Source organism: Streptomyces sp. cmx-18-6 (assembly GCF_046548915.1).
In the GTDB taxonomy this organism is placed as follows: Bacteria; Actinomycetota; Actinomycetes; order Streptomycetales; family Streptomycetaceae; genus Streptomyces.
In genome coordinates, this window is sequence record NZ_JAEBEP010000001.1 from 827,570 (window position 1) to 848,447 (window position 20,878).

General features: G+C 71.3%; 23 protein-coding genes and 1 pseudogene. 17 read left to right on the forward strand and 7 right to left on the reverse strand.

The genetic code is table 11. The features are described from left to right. The first annotated feature begins 45 nt into the window (after nucleotides 1–45). The 4 genes from ACLJPL_RS03690 to ACLJPL_RS03705 all read left to right on the forward strand — a co-directional run bounded on the left by ACLJPL_RS03690 (nucleotide 46) and on the right by ACLJPL_RS03705 (nucleotide 2,485). A complete protein-coding gene (locus ACLJPL_RS03690) occupies nucleotides 46–489 on the forward strand; it encodes an SRPBCC domain-containing protein (RefSeq protein WP_411079453.1) in 444 nt (147 codons plus the stop codon). Further along, a complete protein-coding gene (locus ACLJPL_RS03695) occupies nucleotides 486–839 on the forward strand; it encodes an ArsR/SmtB family transcription factor (protein ID WP_411079181.1) in 354 nt (117 codons plus the stop codon). The genes ACLJPL_RS03690 and ACLJPL_RS03695 overlap by 4 nt, the downstream gene beginning before the upstream one ends. A 244-nt stretch (nucleotides 840–1,083) precedes the next feature. Further along, nucleotides 1,084–1,887, forward strand: coding sequence for a GNAT family N-acetyltransferase (locus ACLJPL_RS03700; RefSeq protein WP_411079182.1), 804 nt, complete (start codon nucleotides 1,084–1,086; stop codon nucleotides 1,885–1,887). Between the two features lie 148 nt (nucleotides 1,888–2,035). After that, the gene (locus ACLJPL_RS03705; RefSeq protein WP_411079183.1) at nucleotides 2,036–2,485 is read left to right on the forward strand and encodes a hypothetical protein; all 450 of its coding nucleotides are present in this window, start codon (nucleotides 2,036–2,038) and stop codon (nucleotides 2,483–2,485) included. 77 nt (nucleotides 2,486–2,562) lie between these two features. Here the strand turns inward: ACLJPL_RS03705 and ACLJPL_RS03710 are convergent, their stop codons facing one another. Next, complete coding sequence (locus ACLJPL_RS03710; protein ID WP_411079184.1) at nucleotides 2,563–2,982, reverse strand: nuclear transport factor 2 family protein; 420 nt, start codon at nucleotides 2,980–2,982, stop codon at nucleotides 2,563–2,565. An 80-nt stretch (nucleotides 2,983–3,062) separates the two neighbouring features. Between ACLJPL_RS03710 and ACLJPL_RS03715 the strand changes: the two genes are divergently transcribed. Continuing rightward, complete coding sequence (locus ACLJPL_RS03715; RefSeq protein WP_411079185.1) at nucleotides 3,063–3,524, forward strand: MarR family winged helix-turn-helix transcriptional regulator; 462 nt, start codon at nucleotides 3,063–3,065, stop codon at nucleotides 3,522–3,524. A 242-nt stretch (nucleotides 3,525–3,766) separates the two neighbouring features. Here ACLJPL_RS03715 and ACLJPL_RS03720 read toward each other — a convergent pair whose 3' ends face one another. Further along, entirely contained in the window at nucleotides 3,767–4,309 is a 543-nt protein-coding gene (locus ACLJPL_RS03720; protein ID WP_411079186.1) for a GNAT family N-acetyltransferase, read from the reverse strand. A 305-nt stretch (nucleotides 4,310–4,614) separates the two neighbouring features. Here ACLJPL_RS03720 and ACLJPL_RS03725 point away from each other — a divergent pair, with 305 nt between their 5' ends. Then, nucleotides 4,615–5,178 (forward strand): DUF1062 domain-containing protein, encoded by a 564-nt coding sequence (locus tag ACLJPL_RS03725; protein WP_411079187.1) that lies wholly within the window; start codon nucleotides 4,615–4,617, stop codon nucleotides 5,176–5,178. 146 nt (nucleotides 5,179–5,324) lie between these two features. Here ACLJPL_RS03725 and ACLJPL_RS03730 read toward each other — a convergent pair whose 3' ends face one another. Next, nucleotides 5,325–6,266 (reverse strand): alpha/beta fold hydrolase, encoded by a 942-nt coding sequence (locus ACLJPL_RS03730; RefSeq protein ID WP_411079188.1) that lies wholly within the window; start codon nucleotides 6,264–6,266, stop codon nucleotides 5,325–5,327. A gap of 245 nt (nucleotides 6,267–6,511) precedes the next feature. Here ACLJPL_RS03730 and ACLJPL_RS03735 point away from each other — a divergent pair, with 245 nt between their 5' ends. After that, nucleotides 6,512–7,087, forward strand: a complete 576-nt coding sequence (locus ACLJPL_RS03735; protein ID WP_411079189.1) for a TetR/AcrR family transcriptional regulator — start codon at nucleotides 6,512–6,514, stop codon at nucleotides 7,085–7,087. Between the two features lie 340 nt (nucleotides 7,088–7,427). Beyond that, the gene (locus ACLJPL_RS03740) at nucleotides 7,428–7,907 is read left to right on the forward strand and encodes a hypothetical protein (RefSeq protein ID WP_411079190.1); all 480 of its coding nucleotides are present in this window, start codon (nucleotides 7,428–7,430) and stop codon (nucleotides 7,905–7,907) included. An 83-nt stretch (nucleotides 7,908–7,990) separates the two neighbouring features. Here ACLJPL_RS03740 and ACLJPL_RS03745 read toward each other — a convergent pair whose 3' ends face one another. Then, nucleotides 7,991–8,335: a hypothetical protein gene (locus ACLJPL_RS03745; RefSeq protein ID WP_411079191.1), complete on the reverse strand. Its 345-nt coding sequence runs from the start codon at nucleotides 8,333–8,335 to the stop codon at nucleotides 7,991–7,993. Nucleotides 8,336–8,468: 133 nt separating this feature from the next. On the opposite strand from ACLJPL_RS03745, the gene ACLJPL_RS03750 reads away from it, so the two are divergent. The 3 genes from ACLJPL_RS03750 to ACLJPL_RS03760 all read left to right on the forward strand — a co-directional run bounded on the left by ACLJPL_RS03750 (nucleotide 8,469) and on the right by ACLJPL_RS03760 (nucleotide 10,148). Next, on the forward strand, nucleotides 8,469–9,311 hold the full coding sequence (locus ACLJPL_RS03750) for a helix-turn-helix domain-containing protein (protein ID WP_411079192.1): 843 nt from the start codon (nucleotides 8,469–8,471) through the stop codon (nucleotides 9,309–9,311). Continuing rightward, a complete protein-coding gene (locus ACLJPL_RS03755) occupies nucleotides 9,262–9,483 on the forward strand; it encodes a DUF397 domain-containing protein (RefSeq protein WP_411079193.1) in 222 nt (73 codons plus the stop codon). The genes ACLJPL_RS03750 and ACLJPL_RS03755 overlap by 50 nt, the downstream gene beginning before the upstream one ends. A gap of 161 nt (nucleotides 9,484–9,644) precedes the next feature. Continuing rightward, nucleotides 9,645–10,148, forward strand: a complete 504-nt coding sequence (locus tag ACLJPL_RS03760) for an N-acetyltransferase (protein ID WP_411079194.1) — start codon at nucleotides 9,645–9,647, stop codon at nucleotides 10,146–10,148. Between the two features lie 217 nt (nucleotides 10,149–10,365). Here the strand turns inward: ACLJPL_RS03760 and ACLJPL_RS03765 are convergent, their stop codons facing one another. Further along, nucleotides 10,366–10,719 carry a PRC-barrel domain-containing protein gene (locus ACLJPL_RS03765; protein WP_411079195.1) on the reverse strand — a complete coding sequence of 118 codons (354 nt, stop codon included), beginning with the start codon at nucleotides 10,717–10,719 and terminating at the stop codon, nucleotides 10,366–10,368. Nucleotides 10,720–11,233: 514 nt separating this feature from the next. Here ACLJPL_RS03765 and ACLJPL_RS03770 point away from each other — a divergent pair. The 4 genes from ACLJPL_RS03770 to ACLJPL_RS03785 all read left to right on the forward strand — a co-directional run bounded on the left by ACLJPL_RS03770 (nucleotide 11,234) and on the right by ACLJPL_RS03785 (nucleotide 15,276). Next, nucleotides 11,234–11,908, forward strand: coding sequence for a MarR family winged helix-turn-helix transcriptional regulator (locus ACLJPL_RS03770; RefSeq protein WP_411079196.1), 675 nt, complete (start codon nucleotides 11,234–11,236; stop codon nucleotides 11,906–11,908). A 239-nt stretch (nucleotides 11,909–12,147) separates the two neighbouring features. Beyond that, nucleotides 12,148–13,305, forward strand: a complete 1,158-nt coding sequence (locus ACLJPL_RS03775; RefSeq protein WP_411079197.1) for an acyl-CoA dehydrogenase family protein — start codon at nucleotides 12,148–12,150, stop codon at nucleotides 13,303–13,305. Nucleotides 13,306–13,356: 51 nt separating this feature from the next. Beyond that, nucleotides 13,357–14,250 (forward strand): acyl-CoA thioesterase, encoded by an 894-nt coding sequence (locus ACLJPL_RS03780; RefSeq protein ID WP_411079198.1) that lies wholly within the window; start codon nucleotides 13,357–13,359, stop codon nucleotides 14,248–14,250. Nucleotides 14,251–14,277: 27 nt separating this feature from the next. Then, on the forward strand, nucleotides 14,278–15,276 hold the full coding sequence (locus ACLJPL_RS03785) for a cation diffusion facilitator family transporter (protein ID WP_411079199.1): 999 nt from the start codon (nucleotides 14,278–14,280) through the stop codon (nucleotides 15,274–15,276). Between the two features lie 79 nt (nucleotides 15,277–15,355). Here the strand turns inward: ACLJPL_RS03785 and ACLJPL_RS03790 are convergent. Both ACLJPL_RS03790 and ACLJPL_RS03795 read right to left on the reverse strand, forming a co-directional pair. Continuing rightward, nucleotides 15,356–15,466: pseudogene (locus ACLJPL_RS03790) on the reverse strand (YdeI/OmpD-associated family protein); the annotation flags it as partial. A 46-nt stretch (nucleotides 15,467–15,512) separates the two neighbouring features. Further along, on the reverse strand, nucleotides 15,513–16,334 hold the full coding sequence (locus ACLJPL_RS03795; RefSeq protein ID WP_411079200.1) for a phosphatase: 822 nt from the start codon (nucleotides 16,332–16,334) through the stop codon (nucleotides 15,513–15,515). Nucleotides 16,335–16,829: 495 nt separating this feature from the next. Between ACLJPL_RS03795 and ACLJPL_RS03800 the strand changes: the two genes are divergently transcribed. Together ACLJPL_RS03800 and ACLJPL_RS03805 are read left to right on the forward strand one after the other, a co-directional pair. Continuing rightward, nucleotides 16,830–18,572 carry a glycosyltransferase family 2 protein gene (locus ACLJPL_RS03800; RefSeq protein WP_411079201.1) on the forward strand — a complete coding sequence of 581 codons (1,743 nt, stop codon included), beginning with the start codon at nucleotides 16,830–16,832 and terminating at the stop codon, nucleotides 18,570–18,572. Between the two features lie 13 nt (nucleotides 18,573–18,585). Further along, nucleotides 18,586–20,817, forward strand: a complete 2,232-nt coding sequence (locus ACLJPL_RS03805; protein ID WP_411079202.1) for an acyltransferase family protein — start codon at nucleotides 18,586–18,588, stop codon at nucleotides 20,815–20,817. Nucleotides 20,818–20,878: the final 61 nt, after the last annotated feature.

Below are 20,878 nucleotides of genomic sequence, written 5' to 3' on the forward strand. Positions count from 1 at the left end.
TGCAACCCTTGGGTTGCACACATGGCATCGACTGAGGAGTTCGTCATGAGCGAGGACCTGATTGAGAGCGAGACCTTGATCGCGGCTCCCGTGGAGCGGGTCTGGTCCCTGGTGGCCGAGCCGGGCTTCTGGGCCTCCGACCAGGCGGCCGCGTCCGGCACCGTGGCCGAGCCGGGCGCGACGACGGTGGCGAAGAGCGAGGAGTACGGCCACTTCCCGGTGCGTGTGGAGAAAGTCGAGCCGCCGACGTACGTGGCCTACCGCTGGGCCAGCGCCTTCCCGGGCGAGGAGATCACCGCGGACAACAGCACGCTGGTGGAGTTCACGCTGACAGCCGAGGGCGACAAGACGCGGCTGCGCGTCGTGGAGAGCGGGTTCGCGGCCCTGGCCATCTCCGAGGAGCTGCGGCGCAAGGCGTTGCAGGACAACACCGGCGGCTGGCCGCAGGTGCTCGACGCGCTCAAGGGGCGCGTCGAGCGGTCCGGGTGACGGCCCGACCCCGCGACGCCGTCGACGCGGTCGACCATGTCCTCGCCGCGCTGGCCGAGCCGACCCGGCGTCACCTGCTGGATGTGCTCGCCGAGCAGGGTGAGACCACCGCGACCGCGCTCGCCGGACGGCTTCCCGTCTCACGGCAGGCCGTGGTCAAGCACCTGGCCGTGCTGGACACGGCCGGCCTCGTCTCCAGCCGGCGGGTCGGCCGCGAGGTGCGGTACGCGGTGCGGCCGGACGCGCTGAACGCGACGGCGCGGTGGATGGCCGCGCTCGCCGCCGACTGGGACCGGCGTCTTGCCCGCATCAAGCTCATCGCCGAGGCGGCGGAGCGGGACTCGCACTAGGGCATGTCCGGCGGATCAGAGCCGGGTCCGCGACGCCTGGCCCGGCCTGTCCGGTCCTGACCCGCCGGACACACCCCAGGTGCCTGTCCGGTCCTGACCCGCCGGACACACCCCAGGTGTCCGGACGTAGGAGCGGAGTTGCGGTTCGGGCTGCGTCGAGGATCGGCCGAGGCGGCGGCCGTGGCGCTCAGGAGCCGGTGAAAGCATTCGCACCGCCGTGGCCGCGCTCGCTAACCTGCCGCCCATGACCCCACTCGTGCGGCACGGCCTCTCTCCCGCCGAAGCCGGTCCGGCACTGCGCGCGCTGTGTGCGTGGACGCCGGCCGATGCTCCGGGGGGCGGCCTTCACCCCGGGGACGTGGGCTGGTTCCTGCGGTTCGACGACGCGGCCGTCCACCTCTGGTCCGTCGAGGGGGCGCCGGTGGCTGTCGGCTTCCTGGACGGCCCCGTACTGCGGGTGACCGCCGCACCCGGCGCCGATCTCGGGGCGCTCGCGGCCGATGCCGAGGAGCTGCTCGTACCCGGCAACGACTGGTCGGACGGCCTGCCGGTGCCCGGGTGGGCGCCCGATCGGGAGGAGCCCTGGCTCGTCCTGTCGTGGGCCCCGCGGCCGGTGACGAGCCGCGCCGAACCGGTCGGCGGGGCCGAGGCGGCAGACCGGGTGCTGGTGCACCGGGACGCCTTCGCGGGGTCCACGTTCACCGTCGAGCGCCACCGCTCGATGACGCGGTCCCCGGCGGGCCCGCTGGCCGTGGAGACGCTCGTGCGCACACCCGCCGGGGAACCCGCGGCCGCCGCGACCGGGTGGTTCGCCGGCGTGGACAGGTGCGGGCTGCTCGAACCGGTCGGCACCCGCCCGGACCATCGCGGTCACGGCTACGGGCGCGATGCGGTGCTGGGCGCGTGCGCGGCTCTCGCTCGCCGGGGCGCGAGTGCGGTCGCCGTCCTGACACCCTCCGCGAACGAGGCCGCGGTGGCGCTCTATCAATCGGCGGGATTCACCGTCGTACGCGAGAACCACGACTGGACCCGTGCCCGGCGAGCGTGACCAAAAGCCGCTGCTTCTGCCCGCCCGAGAGCGCCCGAAGCCCTGTCGACCGTCGCCCCGTCGGCCGTCGCGCTGCGTATCCTCGGGACCAGCGGCCAGGAGCGTCGAGGCGGGCGGGGATCGCCCCGTCCGACCCATCGAGATTCCGGTGATCCACGACATGATCGGCTGGATGCGCACCGCGCCCCGCTGGGCCGTGGTCCTGGTGTGCGTGATCGCGGCCGTCCTGCTCTTCGTGGGCGGCCTCGCTCACGTCACCGACCTCGTACGCCACGGCCTGCGCCCCTACCCCTGGGCTCCGAGCGGGCTGAACCTGTACTGGACCGCGCTGTCCGTCCTCGACCCGCTCGCCGCCCTGCTCCTCCTCCGGGGGCGGCGGCGGGGCGTCGATCTCACGTGCGCCATCGTCGTGACGGACCTCGCGGCCAATGCGTACGCGGTGTACGGCATCCAGCACAGCGATCTCGCCGCCGAGCCCGGCCTGCAACGGCTCACCGCGTTCGCGCTGTTCGTCCTCGTGACAGCGCCCCCTCTGCGCAGACGCCTCCCACGCGGCGGCCCCTCCCGGGCCACCGATCGGCTCGCCCCATCGCCGTGACCAGGACCCGCCTTCACGACGGCCCGCGCATCTTCCGGTCCGAGCCGGAAGGTGCGCGGGCCGGAACCGGAAAGGGATCACTCCTGGCGCGTCCAGGCGAGCACGATCCGCGTCTCGCAGAACCGCCAGCCCGCCGGCGTCCGCACGAGGGCACAGGTCAGTCGGAGGCCGCTGACCATGTGGGGCCTGCGGTCGTCGCGGTAGAAGTACACGAGCGAGTTGGCCGAGGCAGCCACCCGATCGCCGTCCGCGTCCATGTCCACCAGCAGATCGGTGGTCAGGTGCTGGGTGTGCTCCCCCTCCACCTCGGCCTGCCCCATGTGGCCGACGACCTTGTCGATGCCTCGAATCTCGCCCGCGCGCGGCGAGTGCACCACCACATCAGCGGTGAAGACGGCGTCCGCGTCCTCCCACCGCTTCTCATCGAGCAGACGCGCGAAGCGGGTGAACAGGTCGGCTATCTCGATACGGTCCGCGACCGCAGCATGCGTGGACACGACATCCCCTTTTCGTTGGCGCAACCAACATTGGCGTCGCCAACCATACAGAGATTCATTGGCTGCGCCAACGACATAGAATGACCACCGTGGAAGAGACACCCGCACACCTGGCCGCGAAGCCCAGTTGGCTGCTCACCCAAGCGGCGGCGCACGCCCATCGGTTGGCGTCCGCCAGCTTCGGGGAGGCGGGGGCGCGCGGTTACCACTACCGGATCCTGGCCGCTCTGGAGGAGTTCGGGGTGGCCAGCCAGGCCGAGCTCGGACGCCGGTGCAGCATGGACCGCAGCGACGTCGTGGCGGCGATCAACGAACTGGCCGAGCCGGGTCACGTCGAGCGGACACCGGACCCGGACGACCGACGGCGTAACAGGGTGACCATCACCCCGGCGGGCCGTCTCCGGCTTCGAGACCTCGACCGGGCGCTCGACAAGGTGCAGGACGACCTGTTGAGTCCCCTTCCGGCCGAGGACCGGCAGACCCTCGCCGACCTGCTCACCCGGCTGCTCACGCACCACCAGCGGGGTCAGGACCCGTCCTGACCCGTCCCCCTGACCCGTCCCCCTGACCCGCCGCGCACCATCAGCTCGCGCGGTTCGACCGGTCGGCGGCAGGGCGCGGCCACGGCCTCCAGCAGAGGCACTGCTCGTCCGGGGGGGCGGCGTCGGCAGGACGACGGTGGGGTGGGAGGTCTCAGCGCGTCTGCGCGCCGGGGCGGTTCCGCACTGCGCGAGCGCCCGCAAGGCCGGAATTCCGCGCATATCAGGGTGACGTTCCTCGCCGCTCAGCGCTGCGCGTCCGGCTTCCACTCCGGGGCGAGAAGACCGAGCACCACATCGTCCAGGAACTCGCCCATGACCCAGGCCGACGAGCGCAGCACCCCTTCGCGGACGAAGCCGTTGCGCTCGGCGGAACGCAGCATCGCGGTGTTGTCCGACAGCGTCTCGATCTGCAGCCGGTGCAGGCCGCGCACGACGAACCCGTAGTGGCACAGCACCGCGACCACGTCGGTGCCGTATCCCTGGCCGCGGGCGGACGGCAGCAGTCCGAGGCCGATGTGCGCGGACCGGTTGTGGTTGTCGATGCCCCAGAGCGTCGCAGTACCGACCAGCGTGCCGCCGCCCAGATCCACCACGGAGAACGGGACGCTCCCGTCCTCCGTGTCGTCCACCACGAGCCGCGGGTCCTTCGCCCCGGGCGTGACCGGCCGCCAGGGCCGGCCCTCGGCCCGCGACGTTCCGGCCACGTCGTCGTACAGCTCGGTCCGCAGGATCGGGATGTCGTCCTCGTGCCGGGCCCTGAGCCCGACCTTGTCGCCCTTCAGCATGCGAGCTTCCTATCCGACCGGGCGCGGCGAGGGCAATCCGATAGGACCACCGCATGGATGTCTCGGCGGTCGCCCGGCAATCCGTCGCTCCCAACCCCCCACCCCCCACCCCTCACCCGAAAACCGGTGGAGCCGCACACCCGGACAGCACTACCGTGCCCCCGGCCCCTTGTCGCCCCCCTTGAGGACGTGCCGTTGTACACCAAGTGAGAACCCCCGAGCGCTGATTCGTCGCGCGTCGCACCTCTGCGTGTGCGCCGTGCTCCTTTTCGCTGCGGTCTTCTCACTGGAACCGGTGTATTTCTGTGTCCATGTCCTGGGTGGTCGCTCCCACCCGCCTGCCACTCGTCCTCCGCCGTTGCCACGGGTGCGCCTCCGAACGCTTCCGTGCCAACGGCAAATTCCGCGTCAACGCCCACCACAAGCTCCTCGACGCCTGGCTCCTCGCGCTCTGCGTTCGTTGCGGGGAGACCACCAGGCTCACCGTCCTGGAACGGGTGAACGTACGCTCCGTACGCCCCGAGCTCCTGAACCTGCTGTACGGCAACGACCTCGGCCTGACCGCCGAGTTGCTCCAGGACCCCGTCGTGCAGCACCGCAATCACATCGCCCTGGACTGGGACGACGCCTGGCGTCTCGACACCGGCGGAACGCCTCAACTGGAGTCGGAGCAACCGCAGAACGAGGCGATCGACGTCTCGGTCCGCTTCGGGGCGCGGATCCCAGTCCGGCCGGCGCGACTGATCGCTGAGGGCTTCGGCCTTTCGCGAGCCGAGGTCATGAGGATGATCGCCGAGGGGAACCTCGTATCGGCAGTCCGCCTCAGCGGCAAGCTCACCAGCGACTTCACCTTCACGCTCAAGCGCTGAGTCCTCCCGTGGCGGGGCCTGTTCTGCACGGTCTGCCGGGCAGGCCCCCCACCCCCGTCGTCCGGTCCGGGCCCTGCCGGCCCGTCCGGATCAAGCCCGGCCGGACTTCGCCCCGCCCATGCCCGCCACCTGCGTCCATGCGCGCTTTACCACCAAGGCACGTCGATCTGTTCGCCGTTCGCTCGATGCGCGGTGGTGAAGTCCGCGATGTCCTTGGCGATTCGCCCGGGATGCTCACCGTTGATCGCGTGGGACGCGTCCTCGTAGGTGCGGACGGTGCCGACAGGCAGCGCGCGTTCAGCCGTCCTGGCGGCGGTCCGCGCATCGTGCATGACCGAGCGGCCCGCGATGATGGCCAGCACCGGCATGTCCAGCGTGGCGAGCCGGTCCTCGCTGATTCGCGTAGGTGGGGGCAGCTTCAGGGAGTAGTGCTTCATCCCCGCTTCGATCATTTGCGCCACCGGGACGTCCTCGACCGGCGCTCCTCCAGCGGTGTACGAATTGAAGCTGTCGCGCCACGATTTCGGCAACCAGGGCAGCGACGCCGGCAGGGATCGGGCGATCGTCCGCAAGGGCATGTCGGCGAAGACGTACACGGGGTCGATCAAGGTCAGGGTCTCGATGCGGGCCGGCTGGCGCAGGGCCAGGTTGGCAGCGGTCCAGCCGCCGATGGAGAGCCCGACGAGATGAAAGGATTCCTCCGGAAGCGCCCCGAGGACTTGGTGCAGCCATGCGGCCTGGTCGTCATCGCCGGTGATGGGCCGGTCCTGGATGCTCATGCCCGGTTCCCCGAGCAGGTCGATCGTGTAGACGTCTCCGATCGCCAGCAGGCTCGGCAGGTTGTCCGCCCACACCGGGGAGGCGGAGGCCCGTCCAGGCAGCAGCACCAGGGGCGCACCGGTATCGGGTTTCCCGGCGAACCTGTAGACGCGTACCAGGCCGTGATCGGTTCGGACGTCGAGTGTCGCCGCGCGTTTCGGGAGATCACGGAAGGCCGTCCTGTAGGCGGCCCGGAACCGGTCCTGACCCTGGGCGCTGTCCCAGTGCCCCACCGGGGAGGAGGCTCGGAAGGGCAGGGCGAGGGTCACCGCGACCACCGGGGCGACGACGTGCCCTCACCGACGACGCCACCGAGGCTTCGCCCCGCCGCGCCGGCGCTCGTCCGCGTGCGAGGCGAGGCGGCCCGGAGAACCGGGTCGCCACTCAGGCTTTCCCTGTCGCCCTCGGCGGTCATGTCCGACATCGCAGCTCCCCACTTTACGGCCGGTCAATAATTCGACCGTACGGTAGAATCCGAGGCATGGCAACGAGACAGCGCCCCGAGGGGCACCGCTTGACGTTGACGGAGCAGGCGCGGCGAGCTCAGCTGATCGCGGTCACGATCGAGCAGGTGGCGGCGAAAGGATACGCGGGCACCACGCTGGCAGGCATCGCCACGGCGGCCGGCATCACGAAGGCAGCGGTCTTCTATCACTTCGAGTCCAAGGACTCCCTGATCGATGCCGCATACACCCATGTCATCACCGTGCTGACCGACGAGGTCGCGGCAGAGATCCAGTCCGCCGAGGCGGTTGACGGCCCAGCCGTCTACACGCGCTCGATGATCAGGCACTTCCACGATCATCCGCAGCACACGCGCATGATCGTGGAAGCGGCCAACCGGGACGGCTTCCGCCACGACCCCGAGACCAGGTGGGGCCCCCTGGCGCAGCTCATCGACGCCGCGGCTCAGGCACGCGGAGCGGCAGCGGTCGACGCGCGGACGCTGGCCATCATCACCGGGGGCGCGATCGACGCCATCGTCTCGGAAGGGCTCCACGATCCGACCTTCGACACGGTGCGCGCCGCCACCCGGCTCACCGACCTGATCGACACGGCCCTGGCGCCGGGGACGGATGCGCATCCCTGACGGAACGTCCGCGACGTCCGCCTGCCGTCAGAGTTCGCGGGGCCGGACGGTGACACGCTCCTGTGCCGCACGGACCTCCACCCACGATCCACTCGACCCAGCGTTCCCGCCCCACCGCCTCGCGGGTCCCCTGCCACAGCGCCACGCACCGCCGCGTGCACTCGGACAGGCGTGGGGCTCGACAGGACGGGCCGTACTTCCTCCGGGGAGGGGTGCCCGGTCAACGAGCCGCCGCCGGTGTGATGAGATCGTTGCCGGTGTCCCTGTTCCCCCTTCGCAGGCGGGAAGAGGAACACCGGCAAAGTACAGCGCGGAGCACGAGAGACGGGGAACGGAACCCATGCGAAAGACGGTTACGGGGATAGCTCTGGCCGCTGCGGCGGCGCTGCTGCTCACGGGTTGCGGAAGCGACGACGGGGCGAAGGGCGACGGAAGCGGGGCCGAGCGGGCGGGCGACAAGGCTGCCGCCTCCCAGAGCCCGTCGCCGGAGGCGGCCGAGTCCGACGCTGCGGCCAAGACCAAGGGGACTCACGAAGTGACGCTGGAAGTCGGCGGCACCGGCAAGGTCTCCGTCATGTACAACGCGGCCAGCAGCGGATTCGAGGAGCAGTCGCTCCCGTGGACGCTGACGGAGACCGTCGAACTCACCGCCGCCGAACAGAAGGTGGGCTACCTCGTGACGGCCGTGCCCGGATCGATCACCGCCGCTGACGGCTTGTTGCAGCAGGCCCCCTGTGTCATCAAGGTCGACGGCAAGAAGGTCGCGGACAACGACGCCGGGAAGAACCCGAAGGGCTGCACCTACACCATCAAGGGGTAGCGGCCCCCGTCCGGCAGTGGCGGGCACTTTGCCGTGCCCGCCCGCGAACCGGCCGGCTGCCGCTGCCCGGACGCCCTCGCGTATCAGGGCAGCAGCCGGACGAGTCCCGGCCCCGAGGGATGCTCGTCCCCGGAGTCGTCGGGAATCCCCAGCCGCAGGCCCCGGCTCCGGGCGACGCGGTGCACATCGCGCAGTGAGTGGGCGAGGGCCGCGCCGATGTGGCGGAGCTGGATCTCGGTGGTCTGCTCGTCGTCGAGCATGTCATCGGCGTGGCCCAGCAGTTCGAGCGCCATGCCGAGCTGCTGGGCCTCGACCTTGTCCGCGGCACGCGAGATCCGGCCCGTGCCGTTGCCGACCACGTAGCAGGGCTTGCCGCCCACGCCGGACCAGGGAAGCAGGCGTGCGGCGTTATGCGCTTTTTCGATCATGGGGAGTCAACTCCGTGATGATGTGGGGGTGAATTCGTCGCTGTGTAGCGATTCGCTCACACAGTGACACCGGCCCGATTAGGCTCGCCAGGGAGTTCGGGGTGACATCGCGCTCGTCGCACGGGAGTTGGCTGTGAGTACTACCTATGGCACGTGGTTGAAGGCTCAGCGCGAAGCGGCCGGGCTGACCCAGCAGCAACTTGCAGATCTGGCCCTCATGACGCGGTCGCACATCTCGCACATCGAAGCCGGACGCCGCGTGCCGAGCGAAGAGGACGCCCGACGCCTCGACGGGGTGCTGGGCACAGGCAATGTGCTCGCGAGTTTCCGGCCCGGAGCGGAGGACGACGGAGTCCTTGCGGACTACTTCGGCGCAGCGCGGCACCTCGAACAACAGGCGACGATAATCCGTGAGTTCGCCCTGTCGTTTCTGCCGGGCATTCTCCAGACCGAAGCGTACGCACGTGCCGTTCTCGGCATGGCGTTCCCGCCGTTGAGCCCGACTGAGTGTGACAAGGCCGTCGTCGCACGGCTGAACCGCTCAAGGATCTTTCGAGGGGCCAAGCCGCCCGTGGTCTGGGCGATCCTGGATGAAGCATCGCTCCGGCGTCCGATCGGTGGACCGAAGGTCATGACGGAGCAACTGGACCACATTATTGAGCTCACCGAAGCGAAGCTCATCCGCACGCACGTGCTCCCCATGTCGGTGGGATTCCACTCACTTCTGGAGAGCATGCTGACGCTGATGTGGTTCGATGACCAGCCGCCAGTCGCCTACAGCGAAGGAGTGCGGGTAGGGAAGCTGCACGATTCGCCCGCCGTGGTCGAGGCACTCCAGAGCCGTTACGCTCTTGCCCTGAGCGACTCCCTGTCACGAAATGACTCTTTGGCAGCGGTGAAGGCAACAGCGAAGGGCTACAGAGAACATGGCCAGGCAGATCACCCCGACCCACCCTTCGCCCGCCTACTGGCGTAAGTCTTCCTACAGCGGCAGCGAGTCGGGCAGCTGCCTCGAAGTCCAGGACCACCACCCCGCCGACGTCCCCGTCCGCGACTCGAAGGTGCCCGGCGGCCCGGTCCTCCTCATCCCCGCCGCCGGATGGTCCGCCTTCATCACCGCCGTACGGGACGGGTCCCTGCACGCCTGACCCCTTCAGAAGCCGTTGCCCCACCGATCACGGAGTCTGTCGGTCGACCGGGCGTCTGGATCGGGGGATCGCGGGCCCTGCCCGGCATGAGAGCCGGTCCTGGCGGTATACGGGCGAAATCCAAAGGACCGCAGGCCGCGCCGCTGCTACGGTCGGGCGCTATGAGCTGGCTCCCCGATAGTTTCGTCCATCCCGTCCTGGTACCGCTACCGGGAAGCGGTCATCACCTGCGGCCGATCCGGGAGGCGGACACCCCGCTCGACTATCCGGCTGTGATGGGTTCGCGCGAGCGGCTGTGGACCATCTACGGCCCAGCCTGGGGCTGGCCTGCGGCCACCATGACCTACGAGGCCGACCAGGCCGACCTGTTGCGGCACGAGAAGGAGATCGCCGCGCACCAGTCCTTCAACTACGCGCTGTTCGACGCGGCGGAGACAGCGCTGCTCGGCTGCGTCTACATCGACCCGCCGGAGCGGGCCGGCGCGGACGGCGAGGTCTCCTGGTGGGTGGTGGACGAGCTGGTGGGCAGCGAGGTCGAGCAGGCCCTCGATGAGCTGGTGCCGCAGTGGATCGCCGCCGACTGGCCGTTCGAACAGCCGCGTTTCCTCGGCCGGGGGATCTCCTGGTCGGACTGGCTCACTCTGCCGGAGCACCCCGACGCGTAAGCAGCTCTTGTCGTACCGAGAGGTTCGGTTGCGCAGGGCTGCTGTCGACGACGGCGGCGACCCGGAGCTCACACCCGGGAACCGAACCTCACACCTGGGAAGACGACGGATTCCCGTACGCGCGAACGCGGGCGGGGCGGGACGCGCAAGTCATCGCGTCCCGCCCCGCCCGCTGTCACAGCCTGTCCCGGCTGCTCCGCCGGCTCTCGCCGTCGAGTCAGACGCGACGGTGGCGGCCGTAGTACTCACCGGTCGTGCGGTGGAAGTCCGCGTCGCCCACGTGCTTGTCCTTGTCGAACTCCGGGGCGTCCTTGATCTGCTCCTTGGTGAGGTCGATGTAGACCTTCTTGTCGTCGGTGTCGATCCGGCTCACCGTGCCCGCCGGAAGCAGGACGTGCTTGCCGAAGATCCATACACCGGTGTCGACCACCAGGTACGAGGAGGTGACGTCGTCGGAGTGCTTGTCGACCTTGCCGATGCTGCCGTCTGTCGCCTCGACCTTGTAACCGATCAGGTCGGTGCCCGCGGTGTGGCCGGCGGTCGGCTGGTAGCCCCACAGGTTCTCACTCATGAAAACTCCTTCGATCGCACGTATATGACATTTCCTCGGCGGCCCGCACACCTTCGAAAAGGCGTGCATTCCGCCGTGCCCACTTCCAGAATTCCGAAAGTCAGGTGCCGGGAGAGCAGGAGCCCGGAGCGCATGCGCTCCGACCGGCTGCCATCAGGCGAAACCGCGCTCTCACCGCGATCCCGGCGGGCTGCTCCATTGCTGGGCAACCGCTGACAGCCTCGTGCCCCGCCCTCCCCGCCCCATGTCTGCGAACTCGCGTGTTTTCCTATCCATTTAGCGGGAATTCGACGCCCCCGCACCAGGCCCTCCCGCGGCTCCGGAAGCTCCCCGGACGCACCGTTCCGGGGGGCCCGGAAAGAATCATGGGTTTCGGAACGGCTGAAGCGTCAACGCTATGAGGCATACGTGCCCTGAGCTGTGCCGTAGCGGCGTTGGCCGCGCGCGGGACCCCACCCGCACGGCGCGGCGCGGGCTCGAAAGCCCGACCGAGCTCGACCAGGGGTGTCCCACCATGGGCGTAGAGCGTTTCGGCCCTGATGACGGGCTCCGCGATGTGGCGGAGGCGATGCGCGGGGTCATCGAACTGCTGGAGGTCTACTGGACGCGGGCGCCGGACGGGGCCTCGCCCGTCGCGGTGTCCGCCCCGCAACTGCGGGTGATGTACGTGCTCGAACGCCGCGAGGGCATCAACCTGCGGCACCTGGGCGCCGAGCTCGGCGCGGCGCCCTCGTCGGTGAGCCGGCTGTGCGACCGGCTGGAGGCCCTCGGGTTCGTACGCCGGTCCTCCAGCCCGACCAGCCGGCGTGAGGTCGAGGTGCGGCTCACCGCTGCGGGGCGGCTCCACCTCGACCGGCTGCGGGCCCGGCGCGACGAACGGCTGGCGGCCGTGCTGGCGCGGGTGACACCGGCGTCCCGCGCCCGGCTCCGCGAGGCGGTCGAGGCCCTCCGCGCCGCGCTCACCTCCGTACAGGCTGATACGCCGACCCTCGGGACGGCGGACTCGGCGGATACGGCGGACACAGCAGACTCGGCGGACTCGGCGGATACGGCGGCCCCCGGGGCGCGGCGCCCACCCGGCGGCCCTGACGACGGGTCGGAACCGCGCGCGGCGGAGCCGGGGCCGCCGCCTTCACGGCCACGCGACTCCGAGCCGCCACCCGACGAGAGCACCGCCTACTCGGCCTGACCCCGCGCAGGCCCACCGCACCCGCCCCACCAGCCTCGACGCGCTCTCACCGACCCTGCCCCACGCCACTGACGACGCCCCGGCCGCAGCCTCGCTCGCGCGTGCTCAGCATCACCCTGGACAGCTCCGTGACCGACCGGTAACTTCGAGGGGGAATGAGCAAGCGCTTAGCCCCGCATGCGTGCCCGGTGAGCGATGCCTCAACCGACGAACACTTCAGCCGATCAAGGAGGCACCCCGTGCGCCGTACGGTATTCAACGAGGACCACGAGGCGTTCCGGGAGACCATCCGCGCCTTCATCGCGGCCGAGGTCGTGCCGGTGTACGACGAGTGGTTCGCCGCCGGTGAGGTGCCGCGCGACTTCTACCTCAAGCTCGGCGAGCTGGGCATCTTCGGCATCGAGGTGGACGAGGAGTACGGCGGCGCGGGCATCGAGTCGCACAAGTACGAGGCCGTCATCTACGAGGAGACCGCCCGTGCGGGCGTCTCCTTCGGCGGCTCCGGCGTGCACACGCTGCTCGGCCTCCCGTACGTCAAGATGCTCGCCACCGACGAGCAGAAGAAGCGCTGGCTGCCGAAGTTCGCGACGGGCGAGGAGATGTGGGCCCTCGCGATGACCGAGCCGGGCACCGGTTCCGACGTCGCGGGCATGAAGACCACCGCCAAGCTCTCCGAGGACGGCACGCACTACGTCCTCAACGGCGCCAAGACCTTCATCACCGGCGGCGTCCACGCCGACCGTGTGATCGTCTGCGCCCGCACCGCCGCCCCCCGCGAGGACGACCGCCGCTTCGGCATCTCCCTCTTCGCCGTCGACACCAAGTCGGAGGGCTACTCGGTCGGCCGCAAGCTCGACAAGCTCGGCCTGAAGACCTCCGACACCGCCGAGCTCGCGTTCGTCGACGTCAAGGTCCCGGCCGAGGACCTCCTCGGCGAGGAGAACAAGGGCTTCGGCTACCTCGGCACCAACCTGGCCTCCGAGCGCTGGGGCATCGCCTTCGGCGCGTACGCGCAGGCCGCGGCGGCCGTCCGGTTCGCCAAGGAGTACGTCCAGGAGCGCACGGTCTTCGGCAAGACGGTCGCCTCGTTCCAGAACACCAAGTTCGAGCTGGCCGCCTGCCAGGCCGAGGTGGACGCGGCCCAGGCCGTCGCCGACCGCGCGCTGGAGGCCCTGGACGCCGGTGAGCTCACCGCGGCCGAGGCCGCCTCCGCCAAGCTGTTCTGCACCGAGGTCGCGCACCGCGTCATCGACCGCTGCCTCCAGCTCCACGGCGGCTACGGCTTCATGAACGAGTACCCGATCGCCCGCCTGTACGCGGACAACCGCGTCAACCGCATCTACGGCGGCACCAGCGAGGTCATGAAGTCGATCATCGCCAAGTCCATGGGGCTGTAGACAGCCTCAGGACGTTCGGCAAGGACTACGTTCAAGGACTACGTTCCCTTCATGAGCGCAGCACTCGATTCCCTGCTCGATCTGCTGGACCTGGAGCAGATCGAGCGGGACATCTTCCGGGGCACGAGCCGCAGCGCGGTCGTGCCCCGGGTGTTCGGCGGGCAGGTCGCCGCCCAGGCGCTCGTCGCCGCGGGCCGGACCGTTCCCGCCGAGCGGACGGCCCACTCCCTGCACGCGTACTTCCTGCGGGCCGGCGACCCGGGCGCGCCCATCGTCTACAGCGTCGACCGCATCCGCGACGGGAGGTCCTTCACCACCCGCCGGGTCGTCGCCGTCCAGCACGGGCAGCCGATCTTCCACCTCTCCGCGTCCTTCCAGAGTCACGAGGAAGGACTCGAGCACCAGGCGGACATGCCCGCCGCGCCCGACCCGGAGACCCTGCCCACGGCCGCCGAGATGCTGCCCCGGTACGCGGACCGCTTCAGCGACCCGGGGATGGTGGACCGGCTGATCGAGGCGCGGGCGGCCGTCGACCTGCGGTATGTGGACGCGCCGCCGTTCGGCACGGTGGGCGAGGCGCGCGAGCCGCGCTCGCAGGTGTGGTTCCGGACGAACGGCAAGCTCGCGGACGACCCGCTCCTGCATGTCTGCATGGCCACGTACGTCTCCGACATGACGCTGCTGGACTCGGTGCTCCTGGCGCACGGGCGGGGCGGCTGGGCGGTCGGTGACGTGGTCGGGGCGAGCCTGGACCACGCGATGTGGTTCCACCGGCCCTTCCGGGCGGACGAGTGGCTGCTCTACGACCAGGAGTCGCCGTCCGCCTCCGGCGGGCGCGGCCTGGGCCAGGCCCGTATCCACACCGCTGACGGACGCCTCGCGATCACCGTCATCCAGGAGGGCGTCGTCCGGGTTCCGCGTGAACCGGGGATGAGCACCACCTGACGTGGCATTTCGGACATACTCCCCACCATGAGCGATACGAAGGCTGACGGCGGGGAAGCCGGTGGCGGGGACGCCGGGGAGTCCACGTTCACGGTGATCGTGGCGGCGGTCGCCAACCTCGGCATCGCCGTGGCGAAGGCCGTGGCCGGGCTGATCAGCGGATCGAGCGCGATGCTCTCCGAGGCGGCCCACTCGGTCGCCGACACCGTCACCGAGGTCATGCTCCTCACCGCGCTCAGGCGGAGCGGGAAGCCGGCCGACGAGGACCACCCCCTCGGTTACGGCCCCGAGCGCTACATCTGGGCCATGCTCGCCTCCATCGCGACCTTCGTCGGCGGCGCGGTCTTCTCGATCTACGACGGGGTGCACACCCTGGTCGCGGGCGAGGAGCTGGGCGACCCCCTCGTCTCGTACATCGTCCTCGGCGTCGCCTTCCTGCTGGAGGGCTACTCCCTGCGCACCGGCGTCAAACAGGTGCGGCGCGAGGCGTCACGGATGCGGGTCCCGGACACGTACTACCTGCGCCACACCCCCGACACCGCCGTGAAGGCCGTCGTCATGGAGGACTCGGCGGCCCTGATCGGCCTGCTGCTGGCGGCGGGCGGGCTGCTCGGCGGGCAGCTGACGGGGTCGGGCGTCTGGGACGGGATCGCGTCCCTGCTGATCGGCCTGCTGCTCGTGTACGTGGCCTGGGTGCTCGGCCGGTCCAACGCGCAACTGCTCATCGGGCGGCCGCTGCCCCCGGCGATGCGGGCGGGGGTGCGCGAGGAGCTGAGGTCCGTGCCGCACATCGTGGACGTACTGGAGTTGACGACGCTCATCCAGGGGCCGACCGAGATCCTGATCGCCGCGAAGGTCGACTTCCGGGACATGGCGACCGCCGAGGAGGTCGAGTGGGCGTGCGAGGAGGCGGAGGCGCAGTTGCGGGAGCGGTTCCCCTCGGTCCAGCGGGTCTATCTGGACCCGACGCCGGGGCGCGAGCAGCGGCGGCGACAGCGGCGGCAGCAACCGGACCCCGGCCTCTGAGCCCTGCCTCCCGAGTCCGGCCCTCCGAGCCCGGCCTCCCGAGCGCACCGCCTCCCGAGCCCTGCCTCCTGCGAGAGCCCTACGGGGTCAGCTCCGCCACCGCCTTCGCGATCCGGCGCTCGTGGGCCGCGTCCGTCTTCGCGCCCTCGATCGAGGTGACGTGCGCCTTCTGCCGGCCGGGCGACAGCGCGCGGAACGCCTCGGCCGGACCGGAAACTCCTCGCCGGCCCGCCTCCCTACGCCGCGGGCTCCCCGGCCGGCTCCCGTGCCGGCTCGTCCTCCAGCAGCCCCGCCGCGTGCAGCAGGTAGTCCGTCATCGGGTCGTAGAAGCGCGGGTCGGTGACGTGGTCGTCCAGGGGGACGGTGACCTGGAGGGTGCCCTCCGACTCGCCGAGGAAGAGGGCCGGGTCGTTGCAGTCCGCGTAGCCGATCGCGTCCAGCCCGCGCTGGCCCGCGCAGCCCGCCCAGCCGTGGTCCGCGACGACGAGGTCGGGCAGCGGGCGGCCCAGGTGGGCCATGGCGTCCAGGATGGCGGCCATCGGGGCCGGTGAGTGGGTGTGCCAGAGGGTCGCCCCGCGCTCCAGCACCGCGACGTCCGCGAACTGGAAGACCATGCCCTCGTCCGCCATCAGCCCGGAGGGGATGCGGACGATCTCGCAGCCCGCCCGGCGCAGCGCGTCCGCCGTCTGCCGGTGCACGTCCAGCAGGCCGCCCGGGTGGCCGGTGGCGAACAGGACGCGCTCACGGCCGTCCGCCGCCTTGCGCAGCCGGGCCGCCATCCGCTCCAGGGCGTCCACCGTCAGCTCGGGGTCGATGGTGTCCTGGCCCATCCGGTGCGCGGGGTCGTCGTTCACGCCGCACCGCTCGGCCATCACCGCCAGCACGTCCTGCTCGTCGGCCCAGCGGTCGCCCAGCTCCAGGCCCAGCCAGTAGTGACGGTCTCCGTTGGCGAGCTTGCGGTAGTGCGAGAGGTTGTTGTCGCGTGGCGTGGCGACGTTCCCCGCGATACGCGAGCGGACGAGGTGATCGACGAGGGCGGCGCGGCTGGGTATCGGCATGAACCCATTGTGCCGCCCGGGGTGCGGGGCGCGCCTGGTGTCCCGCACGCCGGACGGGCCGGGCCCCGGCGCCCGGCCCGCTCACGCCGACAGCCCCGCCGCAGGCCGCGTGAGTTCGCCGGGGCTGCCCGCCCCGGGCCGCGTGAGGTCGCCGGGGCTGCCCGCTCCGGGGCCCACCCCTTCTGCGGGCTGCCCGCCCCCCAGGCCGCGTAAGCCTTCCGGGCCTGCCCGCCCCGGGCCCCACACGTTCGCCGAACCCGCCCGCCCCCGTGCAGGCAAGTCTTCCGGGACTGTTCATCCCCCTGTGACCTGCCCCTTCCCCGGCCGGACGGGCGCGGCCGGTCGAATGGAACCGCCCAGAGGTCTGGACCAATCGAGTCACGCCAATCCGCTGTCTCATTCCGTCCGTTGCCTCACTCCCGCGCAAGTGGTCTATACCTTTGGCAGTAGGGTGAGCCACCTGAAACGGGCACATACGCAGCCGTGGGGGGCTTCATGACTGTGCATCATCTTCCGCAACCTCCGTCCGACGACGAGCTGTACTGGTACTTCGGGCCGCAACGCCGCTGGGTGCTGGTGAGCAGTTCGCTGGCCTTCGTCTTCACCGCGGCGACCATGTTCGCCTTCGCGCTGCGGACCCCGGCCCTGTGGGCGTTCCTCGCGGTCCTCGGGCTCAACGTCGTGGCGCTCCTGCTCTCCTCCGTCAACAGCCTGCGCCAGCGCCGGCTGACCCGGCAGTCGCACGAGGTGCTCGTCCGCGCCTGGCGACCCGCCGAACTGCCCTGCGTGGACCTGTACTTGCCGACCTGCGGCGAACCGCTCCCCGTCCTCGCCAACGCCTACCGCGCCGTCGCCGCCGTCGACTGGCCCGGCGCGCTGACCGTCTGGGTGCTGGACGACGGCGACCGGCCCGAGGTCGCGGCGCTGGCCGCCTCGTACGGATACACCTACGTCGTCCGCCCCGACCGGGGCCACCTGAAGAAGGCGGGCAACCTCAACCACGCGCTCACGCTGAGCAGTTCGGAGTTCATCGCGATCCTGGACGCGGACTTCGCGCCCCGCCCGGACTTCCTGCGCCACCTCGTCCCGTATCTCGCGGACCCGGCCGTGGGCATCGTGCAGAGCCCGCAGTGCTTCGACACCGACGAGACGATGAGCTGGATCCAGCGCGCCGCCGGCTCCGCCCAGGAGTGGTTCTTCCGCTGGATCCAGCCGTCCCGCGACGCCAGCGACGCCGCCATCTGCTGCGGCTCCAACGCCGTCTACCGGCGCGACGCGATCGACCTGGCGGGCGGCTTCGCCCGGCTCGCCCACAGCGAGGACCTGTACACCGGGCTCGCGCTGCACGAGAAGGGCTTCCGCACCCAGTACGTCCCCGTGCTGGTCGCCAAGGGCACCTCCCCCGACGAGGTCACCTCCTTCGTCAACCAGCAGTACCGGTGGGCGATGGGCAATCTGCACCTGCTCGGCACGCCGGTGCTGAAGCGGATGCGCGCGCCCTGGCGGATGCGGCTCTGCTTCTACGAAGGCGTCGTCGGCTACCTGACCACGGCCGTGAACACCTTCGCCGCGCCGCTGCCGCCGCTGGTGATGATGTTCTGGTATCCGGACCACATCCGGCCCTGGCACGTGCTGCCCCTGCTCGCCCCGCTCTGGCTCTGGCATGTGCTGCTGCCCCGGATCAGCCGGACCCGCTGGCGGGTGGAGGTGATCCGGGCGAACGTCCTCACCAGTGTGGCCGCCGCGACCGCGTTCTGGCACACCCTGCGGGGCCGCAGCGCCGCCTGGGTGCCCACGGGGGCCCAGAACAAGGGGAGTTCGGGCTCGATGGCCCGCCGGGTGGTGGGCGTCTCGCTGGTCTGGCTCGTGCTGTCCAACGCGGCGGCCGCGGCGGGCCTCGCGCTGGCCGTGGCCCGTAACGGATGGGAGCCCACCTGGGGCCTGGGCCTGTATGTGCTGGTGCAGCTCCAGATCAACCTGCCGCTGATCCGGGACCTGTCGGCCGAGCTCGGACCGAGGGAGGGCGAGGCGGCGTCGGCGAAGCCGCGTACGGCGAGAGCCTTCCTCGCCGCCCGGCGCTCCGCGATCAGGGCGATGAGCCCGTTCACCGCCCTGCGCTCCCCCACCGGCATGCTGCCCCGCCGCTGGCCCGAAACCCTCGCCGCCTCCGCGCTCCTCCTGCTCACCGGGCTGCTCGCCTCGGGGTGGGTCAACCCGATGCTCCCCTGGTCGAGCTGAAAGGTCTGCCACCATGCCCTTCCTTCTGGCTCCCGGCCCGCGCCGAAAGCGCCTCACGCCACCGCCGCCCGCGCCGCCCCCGGCCCGCTCGGGCGGCGAGTCCGGGCCGAGTCCGCACCGGTCCACGTTCCGGCCCGACATCGAGGGGCTGCGCGCGGTCGCCGTCCTCGCGGTCCTCGCCTTCCACGCCGAAATCCCGGGCACGGCGGGCGGGTTCGTCGGCGTCGACGTCTTCTTCGTCATCTCCGGCTACCTGATCACCGGCCTCCTGGTCCGGGAGGCGATCAGCACCGGTCGCATCCGGCTCGGCGACTTCTTCTCCCGGCGGGCCCGCCGGCTGCTGCCGTCGGCCGCCGTGGTGCTCGCGGCGGTGGCGGTGGCCGGGGCCTGGCTGACCGTGCCGCTGCGCCGCGCCGACCTGGAGTACGACGTCCTGGCGGGGGCGCTCTCCCTGGCCAACTGGCGCTTCGTCTCGCAGCGCACCGACTATCTCGCGGCCGGGCACGACCAGAGCCCGCTGCTGCACTTCTGGTCGCTCGCGGTGGAGGAGCAGTTCTACCTGTTCTGGGCCCCGCTGCTGGCCGTGATCATCCTCTGCGCCGCCCGGGCGGTCCGCCGGGGCCGGGCCGTGCGCTCCGTGGTGGCGCTGGTCACCGCCGCCCTGGTCGTCGGCTCGTTCGCGCTGTCCCTGCACTGGACGGAGCACTCCGTCTCGCTCGCGTACCTCGGAACGCCCTCGCGCGTCTGGCAGTTCGGCGTGGGCGCGCTGCTCGCGCTGCTGCCGTGGCACCTGCTGCGCGGGCCGCGTCCGCTGCGGCTGCTGTGCGGCTGGGGCGGGGCGGCGGCGATCGGCTGGTGCGTGGTGGCGTACGACGCCTCGACTCCGTACCCCGGTCACGCGGCGCTCGTCCCGACCCTGGGCACCGCCGCCGTGATCCTCGCCGCGATACCGGGCCGGGGCGAGCGCGACGTCCAGGGCCCCTACGGCGTCGGGCGGCTGCTGGCGGGGCGTGCGCCGCGCGCGGTCGGCCGGCTCTCGTACAACCTCTACCTGTGGCACTGGCCGGTGCTCGTGCTGGCCGAGACCCGGTTCGGCACGCTGGACTGGCCCGCGAAGACCGTCTGGACGCTGGCGGCCGTCCTGCCCGCCCTCGCCACCCTGCGCTGGGTCGAGCGGCCGCTCCGCCGCAGCCGTACGGTCTCCGAACTCCCCCGGCGCGGACTGTCGGTGGGCGTCTCGGCCATCGTGCTGCCGGTCGTGCTCGCGCTGGTGGTGGGCACCGCGACGCTGCACCTGATGGGCCCCGCCACCCCGGTCGACGTCGCGGGGCTGCCCCCGGGCGCCGCCTCCGGCCCGTCCCTGCTCGCCCGGGCCCCCGGGGCCCCGGCCGTGGACGAGGGCCCGGTCGTCCCGAGCCCCGCCCAGGCGCGCAAGGACTTCCCGCCGGACCACGGGTGCCAGGTCGCCCCGGAGGTGACGCGCAGCCCTGAGTGCCTGTTCGGCGCGGTGGACAGCCCGGACCGGATCGTGCTGCTGGGCGACTCGCACGCGGGCCAGTGGTTCTCGCCGATGCTGGCCCTGGCCTCCCAACGCGGCTGGGCGCTCCAGGAGTTGGTCAAGCAGGGTTGCCCGCTCCCGCAGTTGGCGGTGGACAGCCCCCAACTGGGCCGCGCCTACCGGGAGTGCGACACCTGGCGCGCGGACGCACTGGACCGTCTGCGTACACAGCCCAAGCCCCGGCTCATCGTGATCGCCTCGCTCAACCGCTACACCGCCGACCGCGAACTCCTCGCCGCCGCCTGGGAGAAGACGCTGAAGCCGCTGCGGGCGATCGGCGCGCCGATCGTGTACATCGAGGACACCCCCGTACCCGGCGAGGACATCCCCGCGTGCGTCTCCGGCGATCCGGACTCCGGGGCGTCCTGCGCGTTCGGCCGGGCAAAGGCGAGCCCCGCCGACCCGCTGGCGCGGCGGATCGCGTCGGGGGCGGTGCCGGGCGTACGGACCGTCAGCGTGAACCCGGTGCTGTGCCCGGGCGACGGCCCGACCTGCCCGGCGGTACGGGAGCGCATCCTCCTCTACCGGGACGACGCGCACCTGACGAACGTGGCGACCGTGGTCCTGACCCCGAGGCTGGAGCGGCTGCTGAGGGACGCGGGCGCACTGCCCGAAGCCCCCGCCCCCGCCGCGCCGGCCTCGGCCGCACCGGGCGCGCCTGACGCACCGGGCGCGCCCGCCGGCTGAGCCGTCGGCCGAGACCCCGGCCCCGGAAGCGGACTGGCGCGTACGGTCCCTCCTCGGGCAG